18 protein-coding genes and 1 riboswitch are annotated in these 23,039 nt (G+C 34.4%); of the genes, 12 read left to right on the forward strand and 6 right to left on the reverse strand.

The features are described from left to right. Nucleotides 1-471 precede the first annotated feature (471 nt). Together J2S15_RS08475 and nrdG are read left to right on the forward strand one after the other, a co-directional pair. On the forward strand, nucleotides 472-2,844 hold the full coding sequence (locus tag J2S15_RS08475; protein WP_307407294.1) for an anaerobic ribonucleoside triphosphate reductase: 2,373 nt from the start codon (nucleotides 472-474) through the stop codon (nucleotides 2,842-2,844). Beyond that, nucleotides 2,822-3,337, forward strand: a complete 516-nt coding sequence (nrdG, locus tag J2S15_RS08480) for an anaerobic ribonucleoside-triphosphate reductase activating protein (protein ID WP_307407296.1) — start codon at nucleotides 2,822-2,824, stop codon at nucleotides 3,335-3,337. Before J2S15_RS08475 ends, nrdG begins: the two co-directional genes overlap by 23 nt. On the opposite strand, the gene J2S15_RS08485 is transcribed toward nrdG, so the two are convergent. From J2S15_RS08485 to J2S15_RS08495, 3 genes are read right to left on the reverse strand one after another with little or no spacing between them, the layout of a single operon-like run. Further along, entirely contained in the window at nucleotides 3,338-4,636 is a 1,299-nt protein-coding gene (locus J2S15_RS08485; RefSeq protein WP_307407298.1) for a hypothetical protein, read from the reverse strand. Between the two features lie 2 nt (nucleotides 4,637-4,638). Continuing rightward, the gene (locus tag J2S15_RS08490; protein WP_307407300.1) at nucleotides 4,639-5,358 is read right to left on the reverse strand and encodes a LytR/AlgR family response regulator transcription factor; all 720 of its coding nucleotides are present in this window, start codon (nucleotides 5,356-5,358) and stop codon (nucleotides 4,639-4,641) included. Beyond that, nucleotides 5,355-6,287 carry a sensor histidine kinase gene (locus tag J2S15_RS08495; RefSeq protein ID WP_307407302.1) on the reverse strand — a complete coding sequence of 311 codons (933 nt, stop codon included), beginning with the start codon at nucleotides 6,285-6,287 and terminating at the stop codon, nucleotides 5,355-5,357. Before J2S15_RS08495 ends, J2S15_RS08490 begins: the two co-directional genes overlap by 4 nt. Nucleotides 6,288-6,467: 180 nt before the next feature. On the opposite strand from J2S15_RS08495, the gene J2S15_RS08500 reads away from it, so the two are divergent. The 3 genes from J2S15_RS08500 to purB all read left to right on the forward strand — a co-directional run bounded on the left by J2S15_RS08500 (nucleotide 6,468) and on the right by purB (nucleotide 9,794). Then, on the forward strand, nucleotides 6,468-7,184 hold the full coding sequence (locus J2S15_RS08500) for a LytR/AlgR family response regulator transcription factor (protein ID WP_307407304.1): 717 nt from the start codon (nucleotides 6,468-6,470) through the stop codon (nucleotides 7,182-7,184). 72 nt (nucleotides 7,185-7,256) lie between these two features. Next, on the forward strand, nucleotides 7,257-8,495 hold the full coding sequence (gene purD, locus J2S15_RS08505) for a phosphoribosylamine--glycine ligase (protein ID WP_307407306.1): 1,239 nt from the start codon (nucleotides 7,257-7,259) through the stop codon (nucleotides 8,493-8,495). A 3-nt stretch (nucleotides 8,496-8,498) separates the two neighbouring features. Then, nucleotides 8,499-9,794, forward strand: coding sequence for an adenylosuccinate lyase (gene purB / locus J2S15_RS08510; protein WP_307407308.1), 1,296 nt, complete (start codon nucleotides 8,499-8,501; stop codon nucleotides 9,792-9,794). 40 nt (nucleotides 9,795-9,834) lie between these two features. On the opposite strand, the gene J2S15_RS08515 is transcribed toward purB, so the two are convergent. Beyond that, nucleotides 9,835-10,923, reverse strand: a complete 1,089-nt coding sequence (locus tag J2S15_RS08515) for a S8 family peptidase (RefSeq protein ID WP_307407311.1) — start codon at nucleotides 10,921-10,923, stop codon at nucleotides 9,835-9,837. 106 nt (nucleotides 10,924-11,029) lie between these two features. After that, nucleotides 11,030-11,183: riboswitch (M-box (ykoK) riboswitch) on the forward strand. Nucleotides 11,184-11,398: 215 nt separating this feature from the next. Here J2S15_RS08515 and mgtA point away from each other — a divergent pair. Then, nucleotides 11,399-14,113, forward strand: a complete 2,715-nt coding sequence (gene mgtA / locus J2S15_RS08520; protein WP_307407312.1) for a magnesium-translocating P-type ATPase — start codon at nucleotides 11,399-11,401, stop codon at nucleotides 14,111-14,113. Nucleotides 14,114-14,240: 127 nt separating this feature from the next. Here the strand turns inward: mgtA and J2S15_RS08525 are convergent, their stop codons facing one another. Both J2S15_RS08525 and J2S15_RS08530 read right to left on the reverse strand, forming a co-directional pair. After that, nucleotides 14,241-15,206 carry an N-acetylglucosamine kinase gene (locus J2S15_RS08525; RefSeq protein WP_307407314.1) on the reverse strand — a complete coding sequence of 322 codons (966 nt, stop codon included), beginning with the start codon at nucleotides 15,204-15,206 and terminating at the stop codon, nucleotides 14,241-14,243. A 4-nt stretch (nucleotides 15,207-15,210) separates the two neighbouring features. Further along, a complete protein-coding gene (locus J2S15_RS08530; RefSeq protein ID WP_307407316.1) occupies nucleotides 15,211-16,215 on the reverse strand; it encodes a LacI family DNA-binding transcriptional regulator in 1,005 nt (334 codons plus the stop codon). 163 nt (nucleotides 16,216-16,378) lie between these two features. Here J2S15_RS08530 and J2S15_RS08535 point away from each other — a divergent pair, with 163 nt between their 5' ends. The 6 genes from J2S15_RS08535 to J2S15_RS08560 are packed head-to-tail and all read left to right on the forward strand — an operon-like array spanning nucleotide 16,379 to nucleotide 22,915. Next, nucleotides 16,379-17,707, forward strand: coding sequence for a family 4 glycosyl hydrolase (locus J2S15_RS08535; protein ID WP_307407317.1), 1,329 nt, complete (start codon nucleotides 16,379-16,381; stop codon nucleotides 17,705-17,707). Between the two features lie 13 nt (nucleotides 17,708-17,720). Further along, nucleotides 17,721-19,004 (forward strand): extracellular solute-binding protein, encoded by a 1,284-nt coding sequence (locus J2S15_RS08540; RefSeq protein WP_307407319.1) that lies wholly within the window; start codon nucleotides 17,721-17,723, stop codon nucleotides 19,002-19,004. Between the two features lie 55 nt (nucleotides 19,005-19,059). Further along, nucleotides 19,060-19,935 carry a carbohydrate ABC transporter permease gene (locus J2S15_RS08545; RefSeq protein ID WP_307407321.1) on the forward strand — a complete coding sequence of 292 codons (876 nt, stop codon included), beginning with the start codon at nucleotides 19,060-19,062 and terminating at the stop codon, nucleotides 19,933-19,935. Nucleotide 19,936: 1 nt separating this feature from the next. Next, the gene (locus tag J2S15_RS08550) at nucleotides 19,937-20,773 is read left to right on the forward strand and encodes a carbohydrate ABC transporter permease (protein ID WP_307407324.1); all 837 of its coding nucleotides are present in this window, start codon (nucleotides 19,937-19,939) and stop codon (nucleotides 20,771-20,773) included. Between the two features lie 10 nt (nucleotides 20,774-20,783). Beyond that, on the forward strand, nucleotides 20,784-21,881 hold the full coding sequence (locus J2S15_RS08555) for an ABC transporter ATP-binding protein (protein WP_307407326.1): 1,098 nt from the start codon (nucleotides 20,784-20,786) through the stop codon (nucleotides 21,879-21,881). Then, entirely contained in the window at nucleotides 21,881-22,915 is a 1,035-nt protein-coding gene (locus tag J2S15_RS08560; protein WP_307407328.1) for an amidohydrolase family protein, read from the forward strand. Before J2S15_RS08555 ends, J2S15_RS08560 begins: the two co-directional genes overlap by 1 nt. Nucleotides 22,916-23,039: the final 124 nt, after the last annotated feature.

The raw sequence follows: 23,039 nt of genomic DNA on the forward strand, positions 1-23,039 counted from the left end.
GACGAGGAATGAGTTTCTCAGACTAGAATAGATAACTAAGAAATAGATGGAACTATAATATTAATGCAATCACTAGTGGAAGATGATTGGTCGGTGTTATAGATGGAATTCCATCAAAGTGTATACAAAAAAGATATATCTATTTCTTCATCGCACCACCTTTGAGTAAAAGGAAGGATGAAGAGAAGTTGTATCTTACAGGGCTTCAAGAAAGGTGCCTGGTATTAAGTCTTTGTATTTAATATGATTTCGTAGAAATCTTTTCTTGTGACATTTTTGAAGTTGAACTGAAAATGAATGTTTTTATAATTTATAAATATGGAAGTGCAAAAACATCAACGAAATGGGGCCTAAAATCACTTTTATGAAAAACATAAAAAACTTTACATTTTCGTGAAATAAAATAATTAATTTTCAGAAATTTTTAGTGTTGATTTGTACTATAATGTTTAATACAGGGAGGTAACACATATGATAGAAAAAATACAAAAACGTGACGGTCGTGTCATCACATTTGTGCCAGAAAAAATCACAAGAGCAATCTTTTTAGCTGCTAGTGCTGTGGCCAAAGAAGATGGTGGAGAGGCCGATTATGAAATGGCTGAAAGACTAACTGACCAGGTGACTGGTTATATAAATAGTGTTTATAAAAGAACCGTTCCAAGTGTGGAACAAGTGCAGGATGCAGTTGTACGAGTTCTGATTGAAACCGGTCATGCGAAAACAAGTGAGGCATATATTTTATATAGGAGTGAGAGAACAAGAGTTCGTAATTTAAGAACAAGACTGATGAAGTCAATTGAAGAAATTACATTCTCTGATGCAAAAGACTCTGATATGAAGCGAGATAATGCAAACATTGATGGTAATACCGCAATGGGAACGATGCTTCAATATGGAAGTGCAGTGTCAAAAGAATACTGTCTTTCACAGGTGATTAATCCTAAATATGCAAAGATGCATGAAGCTGGAGATATTCATATTCATGATTTAGATTTCATGAACATGGGTACACTTACATGTTGTCAGATTGACCTGGACAAGTTGTTTCATGGTGGATTCTCAACAGGACATGGTTTTTTAAGAGAACCACAAGATATTTCTTCATATGCGGCTCTAGCTGCAATTGCAGTTCAAAGTAATCAAAATGATCAACATGGAGGACAAAGTATTCCTGCATTTGATTTTTATCTGGCAAAGGGGGTTGCGAAAACTTTCCGCAAACTGTACATCAATAATTTACAGAAAGCGACAGAATTAATTGCTGGAAAAACGACTGATATAAAGGACATGGTTAAAAGAGTAGAAGGTCTTACAAAAAAGAAACCAACACTGGATATGGACTATGAATTCTTAGATGCATTAAATGAAGAACTGAAAAAAGAATTAAACATCAGTGATGAAACAGTTAAAAATATGAATACGTTTACTTATAAAGAAGCTCGTAATGAAACTGATAAAGCAACATATCAGGCAATGGAAGGATTCATACATAACTTGAATACAATGCATTCCAGAGCTGGAGCACAAGTTCCTTTTTCAAGTATTAACTTTGGTACAGATACATCTGTCGAAGGTAGAATGCTAATGAAAAACTTATTGCTGGCGCAAGAAGCAGGACTTGGAAATGGTGAAACACCAATCTTCCCTATTCTTATTTTTAAAGTAAAAGAAGGCGTTAACTATAATCCTGGTGATCCAAACTATGACTTATTCCAATTAAGTATCAGAGTTAGTGCAAAACGTCTGTTCCCTAACTTTGTATTTGTGGATGCACCATATAATCTTCAATACTATGATCCAAATGATTTCACTACTGAAATTGCAACCATGGGTTGTCGTACTAGAGTATTTGCGAATGTGAATGGAAAAGCTACTCCAGTAGGTAGAGGAAATAACTCATTTACAACAATTAACCTTCCACGTTTGGGAATCAAACATGGGGTTGTTGGAAAGAAAGGATTCTTTGATAAGAGCGCTTTCTTCCAAGAGTTGGATGAAGAATTAGAATTAGTAATCTCACAATTAATGGAACGTGGAGGAATTCAATCAGGAAAACGAGTGAAGAACTTCCCATTCCTAATGGGTCAAGGAGTATGGCTGGAAAGTGAAAACCTTGATTGGGATGATACATTAGAAGAAGTAGTAAAACATGGAACATTCTCAGTTGGATTTATTGGATTGGCAGAGTGTCTGGTTGCCTTAATCGGTGAACACCATGGAGAAAGTGAAGCGGCACAAGAGTTGGGGCTTGAAATTATTGGTTATATGCGTCAGAAATGTGATGAAGCAACGGATAAATTCAAATTGAACTTTACTGTTATTGCAACACCTGCAGAGGGACTGTCAGGACGTTTCACAAGAATTGACAAAAAGAAATATGGAGAAATTCGTGGTGTAACAGATCGTGAATATTATACAAACTCAAACCATGTACCAGTATATTATCCAATTTCAGCATATGACAAAATTAATAAAGAAGCACCATACCATGAACTTACAAATGCTGGACATATTGCATATGTGGAACTTGATGGAGACCCTATCAAGAACTTAGATGCATTTGAAGCGGTGGTTCGTCATATGAAAGAAAGTGGTGTTGGTTATGGAAGTATTAACCACCCAGTAGATAGAGATCCAATTTGTGGATTCTCAGGTGTAATTGATGATAACATTTGCCCAAAATGTGGACGTGATGAAAATAAGAGTTCTGTCAAATTTGATCGAATTCGTAGAATTACAGGGTATCTTGTAGGAACGTTAGATCGTTTCAATGACGGTAAAGCAGCTGAAGAGCGCGAACGTCTAAAACATAACGTTTATGAATCTCAGAGTAGCAAGTGATTTAACTTTTGACAGTATTGTTGATGGCCCTGGCCTTCGTGCAGTACTGTGGACTCAAGGATGTGTTCATGGCTGTAAGGGATGTCATAATCCAGAGACTTGGGATGTAAATGGTGGTAAGATAGTTGATACAAACGATATCATTGAATCAATTAAAGCCAGCAAATTACAATCCGGACTCACAATATCTGGAGGTGATCCATTTCTTCAGCCTGAACCAATCCTGGAGATTGTGAAAGAGATATCAAAGATACCACTATCCATATGGATCTATACAGGGTATACATACGAACAGTTACTAAAAGATCCTAAAAAAGCAGACATTTTAAACTACGTAGATGTTTTGGTAGATGGTAAATTTGAAGAGGATAAAAAATCCTATAAGTTATTATTTTGCGGATCTTCTAATCAACGTTTGATTGATGTGAAGAAAACAAAAGAAGCAAATGAAATCATATTATGGAAAAGTGATTACTCAATTGAAATTGAGTAATCACTTTTCTTTTTTTGGCATGCACAGTTTAATCTGATAACTATTCTCTTTGTTATCAGTTTGAACGAATCCATTGAGTGTCTGAACCATTTTAATGATTTGATTAAATTCAGACTCTTGCATTTTATCTTCAATTAATGCAGGAGATGCAGATGTGAAAATCTCACATGTGACAATCACCCAGCTTGTTTGAATCTTATTATAGAGTTGAATTTCATTAGGTACATCGGATGGAAGAGAACTAATAGCAATGGATACATTTAATAGAGTTGCAAAAGTAAAACAGATATCATCTTCATCAAATAGTGAATCTTCTGCAATTCTTATTAATGCATGAAACTTTATACCTTGCTGTTTGCAAATTTTACTTGCATCTAAAATGATAGAATCAACCAGTGGATTGTTAGAAAACTGAACATATTCTTCATCTATTTGTCTGGTTTTCGCTAATAATTCATCAATCATATTCTTAAGCTCTTCTTTAGAGTAATCAATAAAAGCATATTCTAAAGAATGAAGTAAATCCATATAATCATGTTTGATTTTACGTAACTCTTTAATATAATCCATATTTTGATCATAGTGATTTTTTTGTGTAGCAAGCTGTGTCTCTAATCGTTCGGTCTTTTTCATAAGTTTACTTGTGGAATCCAGACTGACATAATAGAAAAACAAAATAGTATATGAGATAAATAACATAGAGGTTAATGCAAAGTGATATATAGGAATTACGATATTGGTACTTTCTACATAGTATATAAAGGAAGCTAGTGTCATAAAAATGACATATAGAAATAGAATTGCAGAAAGAAAATTCAAGATATATTTATTCTCCATTGCCTGATAGATTTTTTTTCTTGGGAAAACAATAATGATTACTAAGAAAAACACAGTAGATAAAATAATGTTAATGGTAGCAACATAGTTCCCATCCGGTACGATATCAGAGAATAAAACATTAAACGGCATATCATTTAAGATACAATAGAGAGAATTTGTAATTCCCTGTGAAGATAGCAATATGAAAAGAACAATACTACTTGCAAATAATTTTCGCTGTATACTTGATTTAAAGAATATCATAGTGGATGCAAATGTGAAAATAAATACTACAACCATTTGTAATGGATAAATCAAGGTAGATGTAATATAAGCTACCAACGAGTTTGCGATAAACAGATAGCCATAATATATAATCTTATTTGTTCGAATAGGATATATCTTTTGGAAATAGTAAAAGGCAACAATGCAATATAGATTACCTAGCAGTGTGTAGAAAACAGGAAATGGAATAGACATTTCTATTCACCTGACTGAAGGTATTGAGAGAATCGTTGTGTAACTTGGGTATAATAAGATTTACCAATTACAAGGGTTGTGTCATCGCTCAAAGTAACTTCAGAACGATTTAATTTCTTTATATAAGCAAGATTTACGATGTAAGAGCGATGAATTCTACAGAAACTATGTGGTGCAAGTTCTTTTTCAAGATCGTCAATACGTTTATAGTATTCGTAAGTTGTATCCACACAGTTAATACACATGATTCTTCCAATAATTTCAAAATACACAATACTATTCATTGGAATAGAATAAGTAGTGGAATGTTTCTTAAACAAGAACATTCTTTCTTTTTTCTTTGATTGTTCAATTGCTTTTAGAAGCACTTGTTCAGCATGGTCAGCTGATAAATCATCTTTTAATAAGTAATGTAAAGGGTTTGAATCAAAAGAATCAAAAACATGTTCACGACTTGATGTAATAAAAATAATTTGTGCCTGACTTCCCAACTGACGAAGCTTATTTGCTACATCGATTCCATTTGTAGCTCCCATTAGAATATCTAAAACAATAATATCAAACTTAAAATAATAGTCTTCTGCATAAAATAATAAAGCTTCTCCACTTGGAAATGAAGTGATTTCAATATCTAAATTATGCTTTTGTTTAAACTTGTTGATGAAATCCTCTTGTTGCTTCAACATCAAAGGGTTATCATCACATAGACAGATTTGGATCATGTTGACCTCCCTAGTTGGCTTGTTGTATCCAACATCAATGTAACTGTAAATAAATTGTTATCAAATGTTATATTCATTACTCCGTTATACTTTTCGATTGCTCTTTTCACACTTTTGATACCTAATCCATGTTCCTCGCTATCTTCTTTGTGAGTAATAAAATTTTCATCTTCGAGTTTTGGCGGAGTTATAAATGTATTCGTAATTCTGGCGCTTAAATATCCCTCTTTATACTTTAAGGTGATATTTATCTTACGTTCTTCTAAATCTGGTATCTGAGATGCTGCTTCAATTGCGTTGTCCATAAGATTGGCAAATATGGTTGTCCAATCAGCAGGATGTAATGGAATATCAGCAGGAATATGAATTACCGTTTTGGTTTGGATGCTGTATTCTTTAGCCAGCCTGATTTTTTCAGATAATAAAATATCAAGGACTAGGTTTCCAGTTCGAATAACAAAAATTCCATGCTGTACCTGATTTAAGTCATCAAGATACTCCATTGCTTCTTCTACTTTGTTTTCAGATAATAAGGCTGAAATACAGAAAATGTGGTTTCTTCGATCGTGACGGTAAGCTGCAGTAATTTCACTTTGCTTATGTATCTCTGCATAATACATATCTAATTTTCGTAATTCTCCTTCTAACTTCTTCATTGGTATAAATAGATGTTCATTGAGTTTATCACTTTGCAGTTTCTGCAACTCAGCATTTAACTCATCAAATATTTGTACTAATTTTTTTGAATCAGGATCATACCTACTTTCTAAAGAATCATTAAGTGTACTAGCATACATGCATAACTGTTCAATTCTGTGGGCAAGAATCAGGTATGAAGTTTCAATATTGCTGTAGTCGATTTCTTGTAATTGTTGAGATGTCAGAAACTGTTGAATATAGTCTTCCAATGTTTTAATAGATAGCTCCATTTTTTTACCCCCTTCGCTAAAAAACATAAAACTCAAAAAATAAATATATTTTCATGCAAATAATTTACTTTTTAGATAGTTATATTATATAATGAATTGAGAACAATGACAATCAAAGTGCGAGAAATTATTATTAATAGATTATGATTTATATATATAAGCAAAGAAAGCGAGGGTAAAATGTTCAAGGTAGCATTAGTTGATGATAATTCACTTATTCTAAAAGAATATCTTCAAGTCTTTAATGAAATAGAAATAGAAAATAATTTGGAGTTATCAATTCTCCCTTTTGGTAGTGGAGAAGAAATAATGGATTACATTATTCGAAATGTTAATGAGCTTCCTGATCTTTTACTTCTTGATATTACAATGAAAGGAATGAGTGGCATTGATGTAGTACGTAAGATTCATAACCTTGGCATTCGTATACCAATTGTTTTTCTTACTGGTAATGAAGGTTATGCATTTCAGATTGAAGATGAAAACGTTATTAATAGTATTATAAAAAATGAAGTAGGAAAAGAAGAATTTAAGCAAATGTTTCTTGATTATCATTTCCAATATAATAAAGTAAGACAACAGTTACATTTAAAAGATGAAAATGGAAAAATAAAAGATGTAGAAATCAAAGATATCATTTACATTGATAATAAAAAGCGTGTAATTACTGCGAATGGTAAGTTTCACTTAAACGGACACAAAGAAAAGTCAGAAACATTATTTCCCCTTCCTCAATTCCTCCATACAGGAAAGTATATTATGAACTTGGCTCATGTGAAACGAATCAATGATGAAAAGATATTAATGGACGATGATGAAACGCTTACAATTCGAAAAGATGAGTGTAAGCGCTTAAAAATAGCATTTGCCGATTATTTAAGCGAATCCTTACTATAAATAAGGCTTCGCTTATTGTACTTCCAAGGTAAATAAAGTAAAATAAACACATAGTGAAAAAGGAGAAATGTGATGAAGGTCTTGGTAATTGGTAAAGGTGGTCGTGAACATGCACTGGCGGATGCAGCATATCGCAGTGAAAGTGTAAAACAGGTGTTTGCAGCTCCTGGTAGTCATGGTATGAAAGATGTTGCAACAATCGTAGATATTGCAGCAGATAATATTGATGGATTAGTAGAATTCGCAAAAAAAGAAGCAATTGATGTAACAATCGTTGGTCCAGAAGATGTGCTGGCAAATGGAGTTACTGATGCATTTCAGAAAGCAGGACTTACAATATTTGGTCCTACTCAAAACGCAGCGCAAGTGGAATCAAGTAAAGATTTCGCAAAACGAATAATGGCAGACTATAATATTCCAACTGCTGCCTATCAAACCTTCAGCAGTTATGATGAAGCACTTGCTTATGTGGAAGCACAGGGAGTGCCAATTGTAATTAAGGAAAATGGATTAAAAGCAGGAAAAGGTGTAACAGTTGCATTGAAGATGGAAGAAGCGGTTGAAGCACTTCAGATTGCATTTGATATTCCAGATAATCAAGTAGTTATTGAAGAATGTCTGGAGGGTTTTGAATTCTCACTTATGTGTTTTGTCTGCAATGAAGTAGTAATTCCTATGGAAATTGCACAAGATCACAAACGTGCCTATGATAATGATAAAGGACCTAATACTGGTGGAATGGGTGTATATTCTCCAGTGAAAAAGATTACTCCTGAAATTGTGGAATCTGCAATGGAGCAAGTAATGCGTCCAATGGCAAAAGCAATGGTAAAAGAAGGTGCACCATTTACTGGTTTCCTATATGGTGGGTTGATGCTTTGTGAAGATGGAATCAAAACAATCGAGTTCAATGCTCGCTTTGGTGATCCAGAAGCAGAAGTAATCTTACCTCGATTAAAGAGTGATTTTATTCAGACGATTCTAAAAGTTATGAATGAAGAATATGTAGAGTTAGAATGGGATGACGATGTAACTGTTGGGGTTGTAATGGCTAGTGAAAACTATCCACAATCATCAACAAAAGGCGCAATCATCACTGGTTTAGATACTGTAGATTCAAGAATTTTCCATATGGGTACAGCATTTAAAGATGGCAATTATATTACTGATGGTGGACGTGTATTACTGGTGATGGCAAGTGGTGCCACACTGGAGGAAGCGTATGAGAAAGCATATGCAGATGTCCATAAAATTAAGTGTGATAAATTATTCTGTCGTAATGATATTGGTAAGAAAGATATGGAGGATTAGTAAATGTTAAATCGTTATTCAAGAGAAGCAATGCGCAATATTTGGAGTGAGCAATCAAAGTTTGAAGCTTGGTTAAAAGTGGAAATCCTAGCTTGCGAAGCATGGAGTACCCTTGGTGAAATTCCAAAAGAAGATGTAGAAAAACTATGGAAAAATGCATCTTTCGATATTGATCGTATATATGAAATCGAACAAGATACAAGACATGATGTAGTTGCCTTCACAAGAGCAGTTAGTGAAACACTAGGTGAAGAAAAGAAGTGGGTACATTATGGACTTACAAGTACCGATGTTGTTGATACGGCATATGGTTACTTATATAAACAGGCAAATCGAATCTTAATGGAAGATTTAGGAGAGTTTCTTGATGTATTAAGACTTCAGGCAATTCGTTATAAAGATACAGTTTGCATGGGAAGAACGCATGGAGTCCATGCGGAAATCACAACGTTTGGTCTTAAATTTGCTTTATGGTTTGACGAGATGAAACGTAATATTGAACGTTTCAAAGCAGCTGCAGCTGGAGTAGAATGTGGTAAAATCTCTGGTGCAGTTGGAACATTTGCGAATACACCTCCTGAAGTACAGGATTATGTATGTGAGAAATTAGGAATTAACTCAAGTAAGATTTCAACACAAACATTGCAGCGTGATCGTCATGCAGAATACTTTGCAACGATTGCTTTAATTGGAACAAGTCTAGAAAAAATGGCGACAGAAATTCGCCACTTGCAAAGAACTGAAGTAAGAGAAGTGGAAGAATTCTTCCGTAAAGGACAAAAAGGAAGTAGTGCAATGCCACACAAACGTAATCCAATTGGTAGTGAAAACATCGTTGGATGTGCAAGAGTACTACGTGGATATATGGTGACTTCTTATGAAGATGTTGCACTATGGCATGAACGTGATATTTCACATTCTGCTGCAGAACGTATCATTGCACCAGATGCTACAGCATTGTTAGATTACATGTTGAATCGATTCAAAGGTATCTTGGCAAACTTAACTGTATTTGAAGATAACATGCTAGATAATATCAATAAAACTTATGGTGTTATTTTCTCTCAAAGATTTATGTTGAAACTAATTGAAAAAGGTTGGTCTCGTGAACAGGCATATGATTTGGTTCAACCAAATGCAATTAAATCATGGGAAGAAAAAACATCATTCAAAGCACTTATGGAAGCAAATGATGATGTGAAAAAAGCACTTACTCAAGAAGAAATTGATGATTGCTTTAACCCAAAATATCAAGTTAAAAATGTAGATGTAATTTACAAAAGAGTTGGATTACTATAAACTAAACCAAAAAAACGATGACAAATTTTGCATCGTTTTTTTAATTGTTAATACTGTTTTTAATAGAGTTAATGAAGGCTTCGGGATATATAATTCTATTACCGATATCATTGATATAGCTGGTTTCTTTTAATGTTTCTATAATTTCTTCATTACTTAGCTCAGGGTTGATTTGCCAACCTAACGCTAATACTCCAGCTGCATAAGGAATCCCCCAACTTAGTCCGCCTTGTCCATAATATTGAAATGAATGTACTCCCTCTTTATATTCTTCAGCAAGAGTTCTATAAGAGCAAGGGGTAAATATGAAATTATCCCAATAGATTTCTTGTTCATCTGTTGGGAAACCTGCTTTATAACTACTAATATCATCAGGAGAGTTTGAACTGGAATAAGCTGGACCAATAATTCCTGTTGTTTCATTAGAGCGACAATCTAAAATCATTATTCCTTCATCATTTGCTCGTTGAACTGCTTTGTTATATAATTCTTGGTTTTCTTTAAATGGAGAGCCATCACCAGAAGGTGCACCTGATATAGATATAACACGAATTTTTTGATTTTTGTCTAAAGATTGATTTTGTTCGATTATCCAATCAATTCCATCTGCGTAATATTTACTATCAAGTTTCCATGAAGGAACAGCAACATAGTATACATTTGCATTTGGAGCTACTCCAGTTGAATCACCTACTAAAACACTGGTAACGGCAGGTCCATGCATAGAACTTTCATCTTTTTTGGTGTTGCATCCTGTATCGTAATATTTAACTATTTTATCCTTAAACTCAGGATGGTCTAATAACATGTTTTGATCAATGATTGCAACATTCACACCCTCTCCTGTGATGTTTTGATCATGTAACTTTTTGATGTCTAAACCTGGATTTTTTCCATTTTCCATAATCTGTTCTGCATATAGTTCATTTCCTTTAAAGGTTGTATTTTTGTTGAATGAATAAGTAAAAATATCTTTAGCATTATATTGGTTTTCATTTAGTGTTTTTAATTCAAAAATACCTCTAACATCTTCATATGGATTTAATTTATTCGAACTTAAATCAGCACTAGTATGTGAGCAACTAACCAACAAAAAAGTCAGAAAAACTAATGTTAACTTCCTTCTCATTATATCGATTCTCCTTCCATTCTAACCAAAGTATAACATTTTTTTAATGTTTTTCATGGATTAGGATTGCAATTTTTATTTCAAGAGCGTAGAATATACATGGATAAAGAAACCACGGTAAGTAAGGTTACCATAGGGATATCGGTTGCTGCCGCAAAATAGTGGAGACACTATTCGCTGGTTAGCAGGTATTATCGAAACAAGGTAATACCTAATGCAATTACACGCCCTGTGAAGCTAAAGCTCAAACGGGGACAAGAATAGTTATTTTCCTGTTTTCGTTTGGTATGAAAACAGGTTTTTTTATGGAAAGAAACGAGGTGAAGAAAAATGGACGATGGCGTCGCGCGAAAGAAACATATAATTAAAACAGTGCTAATAGATGCTGCGTGCATTTTTCTATTAGTATAGATTATTGTTCTTTTACGACCTTATTGTCAACCAAATCCTTATTGCTAGAAAGGAGATGAAGACAATGGCAAAAAAGATAATTAACAGAAGAGAGTTACAAAAAACAGTTAACAAACAAGAAAAACAAAAAGAACTAGAATTGAAGTTGAAGAGAATGAGTTCTAGTTCACTTGATGAAGTAATGAAAGAGTTTCACACTTCAACTGAGGGGCTTCTTGATTCTCAAGTAGAGGTAAATCAAGAAGAATATGGAATGAATATATTATCTAAAAATCAAAAGGATTCTATATTCAAAAGATTATATGATGCATTTATTAATCCGTTTTCACTTATTTTGATAGGACTTATTTTCGTATCATTCTTAAGTGATGTGGCATTTGTATCGGCATCAGAAAGAGATTATACAACAATCATAATTATTACAATCATGGTTATGTTCAGTGGGATTCTACGCTTTGTCCAAGAGGGTAAATCTTCAGATGCTGCAGAAAAACTGAATGATATGATTGAAACAACTACCAATGTAAAACGAAAAGGCAAAGAACCAGTGGAAACACCACTAGATGAAATTGCAGTTGGTGATATTATTTACTTGGCTGCTGGTGATATGATTCCAGCAGATATGCGTGTATTTCAAACGAAGGATTTATTCGTAAATCAAAGTTCATTAACTGGAGAAAGTGAACCAGTGGAACGAGTATCTGTATACAATCCTGATGTGGAAAGTGTAACAGACTCAAGTAACTTAGTATTTATGGGAAGCAATGTAGTTAGTGGATCAGCTCGTGGCGTTGTAATTAATGTTGGGGATAACACAATGATTGGTGCAATTGCTGGAGAAATTGGAAATACGATTGGTGAAGAAAGTAGCTTTGAAAAAGGTGTCAACAAAGTATCAATGATTTTGATTCGCTTTATGCTAATCATGGTTCCTATTGTATTTGTAGTAAATGGTATTACAAAGAATGACTGGTTACATGCACTTATGTTTGCGATTTCAATAGCAGTTGGTTTAACACCAGAAATGTTACCAATGATAGTAACATCAAGCCTTGCCAAAGGTGCGGTTTCAATGTCGAAGCAAAAAGTAATCGTAAAAAATATAAATTCAATCCAAAATTTTGGAGCGATGAATATTTTATGTACTGATAAAACAGGTACGATTACGATGGATAAAGTAATCCTTCAATACAACATGGATGTGCATGGAAATGAAGATGACAGAGTATTGCGTCATGCATTTTTAAACAGTTACTATCAAACTGGATTGAAAAATTACATCGACCTTGCAATTATTAATAAAAGTGATGATAAAGGTATGAAGGAAGGAATCATTGAACGATACACAAAAGTAGATGAAATTCCTTTTGATTTCCAAAGACGTAGAATGAGTGTTGTGGTTCATGATCTTGAAGGAAAACGTCAAATGATTACAAAAGGTGCAGTAGAAGAAATTCTAAGCATCTGTAAATATGTGGAGTTTGAAGGCAAGGTAGAAGAAATTGATGATGAACTAGAAAATGAAGTATTGGGTGTAGTTAAGAAATTAAACCAAGAAGGAATGCGAGTAATTGCAGTAGCTCAAAAGAGTAATCCAAATGTAATTGGGGAATTCAGTGTGAGTGACGAGTCAGAAATGGTATTACTTGGATATCTTGCGTTCTTAGACCCACCTAAAGAAACGACAAAAGCAGCTATCGAAGCATTACATAATCATGGTGTAGAAGTGAAAGTGTTAACAGGTGATAATGATTTAGTTACAAAGACAATCTGTAAACAAGTTGGGCTAGATGTAGAACATATTATTCTGGGCAGTGAATTAGAAAACATGAGTGATCAAGAAGTGAAAGATGTACTTCCTACAACGAATGTGTTTGCGAAATTAACACCAATGCAAAAGGCAAGATTAGTTGAACTTATGCGTGAAGAAGATAATGTTGTTGGATTCATGGGTGATGGGATTAATGATGCACCAGCAATGAATAAAGCAGATATTGGTATCTCAGTTGATACAGCTGTCGATATTGCAAAAGAATCTGCAGATATTATCTTATTAGAAAAAGACTTAATGGTACTGGAACATGGTATCATCGAAGGTAGAAAGACATTCGCCAATATGGTGAAGTATATTAAGATGACTGCAAGTTCAAACTTTGGAAATATGTTCTCAGTGTTGGTTGCAAGTGCATTCTTGCCTTTCCTACCAATGAGCGCAGTACAATTGATTCTATTGAATCTTGCATATGATTTATCATGTACAGGATTGCCTTGGGATAATGTAGATAGTGACTATCTGATGAGACCAAAGGACTGGGATGCAAAAGGTATTTCAGGATTCATGAAATGGTTTGGTCCAATCAGTTCAATCTTTGATATTGCGACTTACTTGTTATTATATTTTGTGATTTGTCCAATGATGTGTGGAGGGTTATTGTTTCACGAAATTGCAGATCCACAAACACAATTATTATATATTGCAGTATTCCAAACTGGTTGGTTAATTGAATCAATGTGGACACAAACATTCGTTATCTACTTATTACGTACTTCTAAAGTACCGTTTGTACAAAGTAGACCATCATTGTTGGTTGGTGTTCTTACAACAATTTCAGTTGTTGTAATGACAGTAATTCCATATACTCCAATTGGTGAGTTTTTAGAATTAACACCATTACCATTTATTTACTATGTATGGATTGTAGGGTTTATGGTGCTATACTTTGCACTTACAAGTTTTGTGAAACATATTTATGTGAAGAAATATGGAGAATTATTATAACGAATAATGAGTATTAAAAATATATGATTTCCACCACTTACTGTAGTTTTAATACAGCAAGTGGTGGAAATGTAATAAATTTAAATAGAAAAGTGAACAATCATACATATTGATTGTTCACTTTTTGTTAATTGTTTTCTTTTAAATTAGCTGTTATTTTTGGTGTTATTTTCAAATTGTCCTGTTTCATCGCTAATAGAACTCCACCTTTATCAGGTGTAAGAATAGGTGGTATCAAAGTTACATTAATATTACTTAGTCTTTCCTTTAGTGGTTCAATTACAAATTCCCCACTATTGAAAACACCTCCAGAATAAGATACTAATACTACTTTGTCTTCCTTTATCTCATGGTAGATAGTTTCGATGATATCTCCAAGTTCTTTTGCTGCATCTTCATACAACTTAATTGCATGGATATCACCTTGCTGCGCAAGAATGGAAACATGTTTCGCAAGACTGGCAATTTTAGTACGATCATAGTCCCATTCCACAACACATTCCTTCAACATATCTGAATCATTTGTCCATCCCATTGTTTCCTTCATATACGAATGAAGTAATGTTTTTTTATCTCTACCATCACTTTGTCTTGTGAATAAACGAAGTAGATTAGATGCTAACCAGAATGCACTTCCCTCATCACCACCAAACGCATGATGCCATCCTCCACAACGAAATAGTTTTCCTTCTTCATTAAGCCCCATTCCAATAGAACCAGTACCTGCAATCACATTAATTCCAGGGTGACCAGCAAGTGATCCTGCTAATGCGTTTTCAGTATCATTTCCAACTTGAAAAGGAATAGGATTTAGTGCTTTTTTAACTGCTTGTTCAATCTTTGGATTATCTTCTTCTATATCTCCATATCCTGCGCATGCTGCAAAGACATTGGCGATATCCTTCCTTTGAATGTTTGCTTTTTCTAGACAGTCATTTAAACCGTCATTGAATACAGATGTAACGCCATCCAGACCACACTGTAGATAGTGGCAAGTTGGCTGGATAGAACTGGTTATAAAGACCCCGTTCTCATCACACAACGTGAACTTTGTTTTGGTTCCCCCTCCATCGATCCCTAAGTAGTACTTCATGTTTTTATTTCTCCTTTGTAGACTCGCGAATAACAAGTTTAACTGGTAAGGAAATATTCATTACCTGATTGTCTGATCCATCTAAAATATCATGCAGACGTTTGATTGCGAGTTGACCAATTTGTTTGGTTGGTACTTCCACCGTTGTAAGGGGTGGAATGGTATGTGCTGACATTGGAAGATTGTTAAATCCAATGACCGATATATCTTCAGGGCATTTTAATCCTAATGCAAATATCTTTCCCAAGATTACAGATGCTAAGGTATCACTACCAGCAAAGATTGCATCAGGTGGGTTATCACTGGTTAATAGTTCTTCTGTGTATTTTCCACAAAGTTCAAGATCCCAGTTGCAATCCTTTACCCACTCTTCTTTATATTCAATATCATGACGACGTAGTGATTCGCGATATGCCATCATTCTCAATGATGTATCAAACTTCTCGTTTTGACTTGCACCACCAATGTATGCAACTTTCTTGCAGCCAGTTGAAAAGAAGTAATCCATAACGAGCATTGCTGCTTCAATTGCATCAAAAGAAATTGAATTAATTCCTGGTAGGAATGGATCGATTCCAATGATATTTGGAATGTTTTCTTTTAGTTTATTAAAGATATCTTCAGGTAGTTTTTCCATAAGAATTAAACCATCTAAGTTTAGTTCTAATAATTCATTTAACATATCCTGATTTCTTATTTCATTATAATTTCTAGCAATCACTGGTTTGATTCCCAGATTTTCTGCCGCTTCTTCTGCTGAAGATAAAATTGAAGTAAAAAATGGGTCAGAATATTTTTCTGAAGTAAGGGCCAAGATAAATCCTACTTTCCATTGAGGATTCTTCTTGGAAGTTTTCTTTTTATAAATATAGTTCAGCTCTTTTGCTGCATTATATATGTTTTCTTTTGTCTGAGGTGCAACTTTAAATGTTGGATCTTCTGACAGTACTCTCGCTGCACTTGCCAGAGATACTCCAGCGACTTTAGCGACATCACGTAGATTTGCCATAAAAACCTCCTGTTTACTAAACATTATACTATAAAAAAAGTAAAAATCAACTTAAAAATTGAAAAATTCTTCAATGTAAGCCTTTACATCAAAATATTTTTGTGTTAAAGTCGAGGTGTAAAGATAAACACGGCGTCAATGTTTACTAAACAAAGGAGAGTTTATGTCAAAGAAATTTGCATTTATCGGTGCAGGTTCTCTGGATTTCACAAGAGACCTTGTCCGTGACATTTTAACCTTTGATCACTTTCATGATTGTGAAATTTGGTTAATGGATATAAATGAGAAAAGATTAGAGTATTCAAAAAGAGGAATTAAGAAAATTGTTGAAAAGGGTAATTATGGTGCAACCGTACATGCAACTACGGATCGAGTAGAAGCGTTAAGAGATGCAGATGGTGTGCTAATCACTGTATTACAAGGTGGTGTTGATGTATGGCGTCACGATATTGAAATTCCAGAAAAGTATGGAGTTGATATCTGTGTGGGTGATACACGAGGGCCATCAGGAATTTTCAGATTTTTAAGAACAGCACCAGTGTTACTGGATATTATAAGAGATGTGGAAAAGGTTTGTCCAAAAGCAATTGTATTAAACTATACAAACCCAATGGCAATGTTAGTAAGTTACTTACAGGCACAGACAGAAGTGAATGTAACTGGTTTATGTCACAGTGTACAAGGAACAGCATTAATGTTAGCCGATTGGCTAGGTGCAGATATCAAAGATGTCGATTATACATGTGCGGGAATTAACCATCAAGCGTTTTATGTGGACTACAGGTGGAAAGGAGAAGATGCCTACCCATTATTAAGAGAAGCAATAAAAAGACCTGAAGTTGCCAATGAAGAGAAAGTTCGCATTGAAATGTTTAAATATTTACAGTATTTCCCTACAGAATCTAGTGGTCATAATTCAGAATATAACCCTTGGTTCCGTAAGCGTAAAGATTTGATTGAAAAATACTGTATGAATGGAACTGGATGGAATCCAGGAGAACATGCTTATATTTTAAAAGAGTATTTGGATCGCGAAGAAACTTGGGAGAGTGAATACAGTGATTGGTTGGAGAATGGTGAAGTTGAACTAGATCGAGGAGAAGAATATGCCTCACATATCTTCAATGCCATCTTTGGGGACCATGAACCATTTTACTTTAATGGTAATTTACGCAATGACCGTTATATTACTAATATTGTAGATGGTGCCTGTGTGGAAGTTCCAGTTGTTGCAACTAGCAAGGGAATAACCGTAACAAAACGACTAGAATTACCACAACATATCGCAGCATTTGTAAGTCACTCTGCACAACTAGAAGAATTGGCAGTTGCGGGAGCAATTGAAGGAGATGCATATAAAATATTTAGTGCCATATTGATGGATCCGCTAACAGCAAGTGTGCTGAGTATGGAAGAAACAAAAGATATGGTAAAAGAAATGTTTGAGAAAAACAAAGAATATTTAGGGTATTTTAAAAAGATAAATTTTTAAAAGGAGATAATTTATGAAAAAGATTGCAAAACTGTTTTTATCATTAGTAATGATGTTAGGGTTAGTTGCTTGTGGAGACAGCGGATCAGATGGGGGAGCAGATGATCAAATAACACTAACATTCTGGGGACACCAGAATGAAGCATGGAATGAAGCATATCGTGAAGTAGCGAAAAAATTCGAAGAAGAAAATCCAGATATTAAAATTAACTTTGAATTTTTCCCATATGACCAATTTGAATCAAAAGTACAAACATCTTTGATGTCAGATGGTGATGGAGCAGATATCTATGAACTATGGGGTGGATGGGGAATCGACTTTGCCCCAACTGGAGCATTAGCACCAGTTTCAGAAGATATTCAAAAGAATATAGAAGAAAACTATTATGAACCAACATATGGATCATTAATGCACGAAGGAACATTATATGGATTCCCTCTTGAGTTTAATATCGAGTATGGAGGAATGCTGGTAAACGATACGCTTATGAATGAGTATGGTTTAAAAGTTCCTACTACTTGGGAAGAATTAAGAACAACAGCAAAAGATGCTACAAAAATGGAAGGTGACCAATTCGTTACCAAAGGATTTGACTTTGTGAACTGGGATTCGGTTCCTTATATCTTCACTTCAATGATTATGACTCAAGGTGGAACATACATGAATGAAGATGGAACATTCAACTTCCAGACTCCAGAAGCAAAAGTAGCATTACAAGAATTATATGACATGGTTTCAGTGGATAAAGTAACTGACTTAGAAGGATTGACAGGTGGAGGAGAATTAGAAGGATACCAACAATTATTCGCTGGTAACACAGTAATGGTTCCTCGTGGTCCTTGGACAATTGCAGAAGGTGAATTCTCATTCGGTTTAGAGTATGGAACAGACTTTGAATACGTAGGAATGCCTTGGTATGGAGACAACCCATCATTTGCAGCTGAAACAGGATGGTCAATTGCAGTTAATGGAAACACAAAAGAACAAGAAGCAGCTATGAAATTTGTTGAGTTCTTCTCTCAAGAAGATATCTTATTAGACTTTAACGTAGCTTGTGCTCAAATTCCTGCAGATAAGAATGTAGCAACCGACCCAGCGTTTGTTGAAAAAATGGAATTCGCAGCACCATTAGTTGATATTTTAGACTATGGACACTTCATTGGATACTTCAACACAGATGTATACAAAGAAGAAATTAATGACATGTTTGTGAAGTTAAATTCAGGAACATATGCAAATGTCGATGAAGCATTGGCAGCATTAGAAAAATCTTTGAACGATAAGATTAATAAATAAGATTGTTATATAGAGAAGACTTCGGTCTTCTCTAGTATATAAAGGAGAAAAAAAGATGAAGAATAAAAAATTTGTAGCCTTCGTACTTGGACCGGTCTTTCTTCATATGGCAATATTTATCGTTGGACCGATTATCGTAGGGCTAGCAATTTCATTTTTTGATTATAATCCACTTCGTTCAATCAATGAATTTATAGGGCTAGAGAACTTTCAGAGACTGTTAGGTGATGAAAACTTTACGATAGCATTGACCAATACGTTATTCTTTGTTGTTGTTACAGTTATATTGAATATCATTGTTTCCTTAGGACTGGCACAATTAATTAGTATGTTCAAATCGAATAAGACAAGAAGTTTCTTTCGAATGATTTTTTTCTTACCTTGTGTTGCACCTTTGGTTGCATCATCAGTGGTATGGGGGAAAAGTATTCTTCCAACCGTAAATGGATTGGCAAATATGATTCTAAACAGTCTTGGGTTTGCATCTGTTAACTGGTTAGGAGATCCAAACATCCTAATGTGGTCAATGATTATTTTCACTATCTGGGCCGATGTTGGATATAACGTTATTCTATTTACAGCAGGGTTAGATGGTATTCCCAAAGAATACTATGAAGCAGCTGAATTAGATGGAGCCAATGGTTGGAAGAAATTTCGTCACATTACAGTACCTTTATTAGGTAGAACGTTTGCGTTTGTAACATTGATGACGTTAATTTCACACTTCCAGATGTTCGCTCAATTCTCAGTAATGGTTTTACGTAATGGACCACAGAATTCAGGATTAGTTCTGACAAGTTATATTTATAAGATGGCGTTTGAGTACAAAGACTTAGGATATGCTTCGTCAATTTCAATGGTATTGTTTATCATTATCTTAGGAATTACGCTTGTTCAGCAAAAAGTGAACAAGGTAGATTGGGAGTACTAATATGAAAAAACGAAAAATAACAAGGGATCAGGCAGTTCGGTTTTCCATCTTTATAATACTTGGAATTCTAGCAATTTTCTTTGTACTACCATATATATGGATGATTTTAAACTCATTCAAATCAACTAAAGAGATTTTAATGAGTCCTAAAAACATCTTTCCAGAAGAGTTTACTCTTGCTGGATATGAAAAAGTACTGACACAGTCACCATTTTTCACATGGTTTAAAAACAGTGCCTTTATTACAGTAACAAACACAGTCGTTATTTTGTTTGTGAGTGCACTTGTAGGATATGTATTTTCAAAATTTGAATTTAGATTTAAAAATGTATTATTTATCATTGTTTTGGCAACAATGATGGTACCTGCACAGACAACGATGATTCCATCGTTCCTGTTAATCAGTAAACTAGGTTTATATAATACTGCAGGTGCACTTATTCTTCCATCGTTTGTAAATGCCTTTGGTATTTACCTATGTAAGCAGTTCTGTGATGAAATACCAAAAGAGATCATTGAGAGTGCGAAGTTAGATGGAGCGAGTGATATTAAAATATTCTTTAAAATTGTAATGCCAATGATTCGTCCTGCGCTGGGGGCACTGGCAATCTTTACGTTCTTAACGTATTGGAATGATTATTTGAACCCACTTATCATGTTGAGTGAAGTTAAGAAGATGACACTGCCACTGGCATTATCATTCTTTGCCCAACAGCATATGGCAGACTTATCTGCGCAAATGGCAGCATCAGCATTGATTATGGTTCCAGTGACAATTGTATTTATGGCATTCCAAAAGCAATTCATTAAAGGAATTGCAATGACAGGAATGAAGTAGAGGAGAATATATGGCTAATATAAAACTAAAGAATATAAATAAAGTTTATGATAAAAATGTACAGGCAGTATTTGACTTTAATCTTGAGGTTCAAGATAAAGAGTTCATTGTGTTTGTTGGTCCATCAGGGTGTGGGAAATCAACAACGCTAAGAATGATTGCAGGGTTAGAAGATATTACGTCTGGTGAATTATATATTGATGATGTTTATGAAAATGACAAGCCTAGTAAGGATCGAGATATAGCGATGGTATTCCAGTCTTACGCATTGTATCCACATATGAGTGTAAGAGAGAATATGGCCTTTGGACTTAAAATTAAGAAAACTCCTAAAGCAGAAATAGAAGACAGGATTCAAAAGGCAGCAGAAATATTAGAAATTACGGAATACTTAGATCGTAAACCAAAACAACTTTCTGGAGGGCAACGTCAGAGGGTTGCATTAGGTAGGGCAATCGTCAGAAATGCGAAAGTGTTTTTGATGGATGAACCATTGTCGAATCTGGATGCGAAATTAAGAGTTCAGATGCGTGCTGAAATAATAAAGATTCATGAACAGATTGGCACAACAACAATCTATGTAACTCATGACCAGACTGAAGCAATGACAATGGCAACTAGGCTTGTTATCATGAAGGATGGGTATATTCAACAAATTGGATCACCAAAAGAAGTCTACAATCATCCAAAGAATATGTTTGTGGCAGGATTTATTGGAAGTCCAGCGATGAACTTCATTGATGGTGTATATCGTGATGGAACGTTCTGTTTTGGTGAGTGCGAATGTAAATTAGAACTTCCAGAAATATTACACGAAAAAATGAAAGACTATCATGAGAAAGATGTAGTCTTAGGAATTCGTCCTGAGGATATCTACACAGAAAAAATTGTAGAGGACACATATCCTGAGGTAGCTTTTGACTATAATGTAAGTGTTAGTGAGTTGCTTGGACATGAAATTATTCTTCATGGGGCAATTGACTGTCATGAACTAATCGTAAAAGTTAATGCAAGAAATGATGTTGTATCAGGAGATACAATTAAAGTAACTTTTGATGCAGATAAAATTCATTTCTTCGATAAAGAAACAAAAGAGGCAATTTTCTAATGAAACTGCCAAAACCTCAATGTATCACAGATCAACATCTAATCACACAACCAAAGTTTCCAGTTGTGGATATTCATACCCACCTAGGAAAGTTAGTGATTGGTGAAGATTATAAAGATCAATACAATATGGAGGACTACATCAAAGAACTTAAAACCTATGGTGTTGTTCATACTGTAAATCTAGATGGTGTCTGGGGAAATGATTTAGACCAGATGCTGGATAAGGTTCATCCTTATGAAGACTTTGTAACTACCTTTTGCTGGATTGATGTAACAAGAATTGATGATGAAAACTTTGAAGAATGGATTGTGGAACACCTTCATAGTGCTTATGAAAAAGGATGCCGAGGCATCAAAATGTGGAAAGTAATTTCTTTGAATCAAAAGGATAAAGCTGGTAACTACATACGTACCGATGATGATCGTTTACAGATTGTCTATCAAACAGCAGCTAAACTAAACATGCCAGTACTTATCCACATTGCAGATCCAACTGCATTCTTTGAAGAAGTAAATGAAGAAAACGAACGTTATGATGAGTTATGCGAAAATCCTGACTGGCAGTTTGGAAAACCAGGGCAAATGAAGTTTGAAGAACTAATGCAAATGCAGGATAACATGATTGAAAAGAACCCACAGACAACATTTATTGTTGCTCATGTTGGATCGTATGCAGAGAATCTAAAACATGTAGCAGAACGCTTAGATCGTTATCCAAACATGTATGTGGATATCGCTGCAAGAATTGCGGAACTAGGCAGAGTGCCATACAGTGCAAGAAAATTCTTTATTGATTATCAGGATCGTATTCTATTTGGTACTGATGAGACCCCTCTTGATTTTGCACAGTATCCAATCTGCTATCGTTTTCTTGAAACCTATGATGAGTATTTCCCATATTGGGAAGAAGGTAGTTTCCCTGGTCAGGGAAGTTGGTATATCTATGGAATTGGATTGCCAGATGAAGTACTTGAGAAAGTATATAATAAAAATGCAATAAAGTTATTAATGTTAGAATTGAAAAAAATATAGGTTTCCTATATTTTTTTTTGACTAATGAAAAGAGATTGTTACAAATTGTAAGTGGTGTATAAACTATTTGCAAATACATGGTATAATAATGTCGAAACATTATAGAGAGGGATTTACTGTATTT

Origin of the sequence: Breznakia pachnodae (assembly GCF_030814225.1) — a bacterium.
Lineage (GTDB): Bacteria > Bacillota_I > Bacilli_A > Erysipelotrichales > Erysipelotrichaceae > Breznakia > Breznakia pachnodae.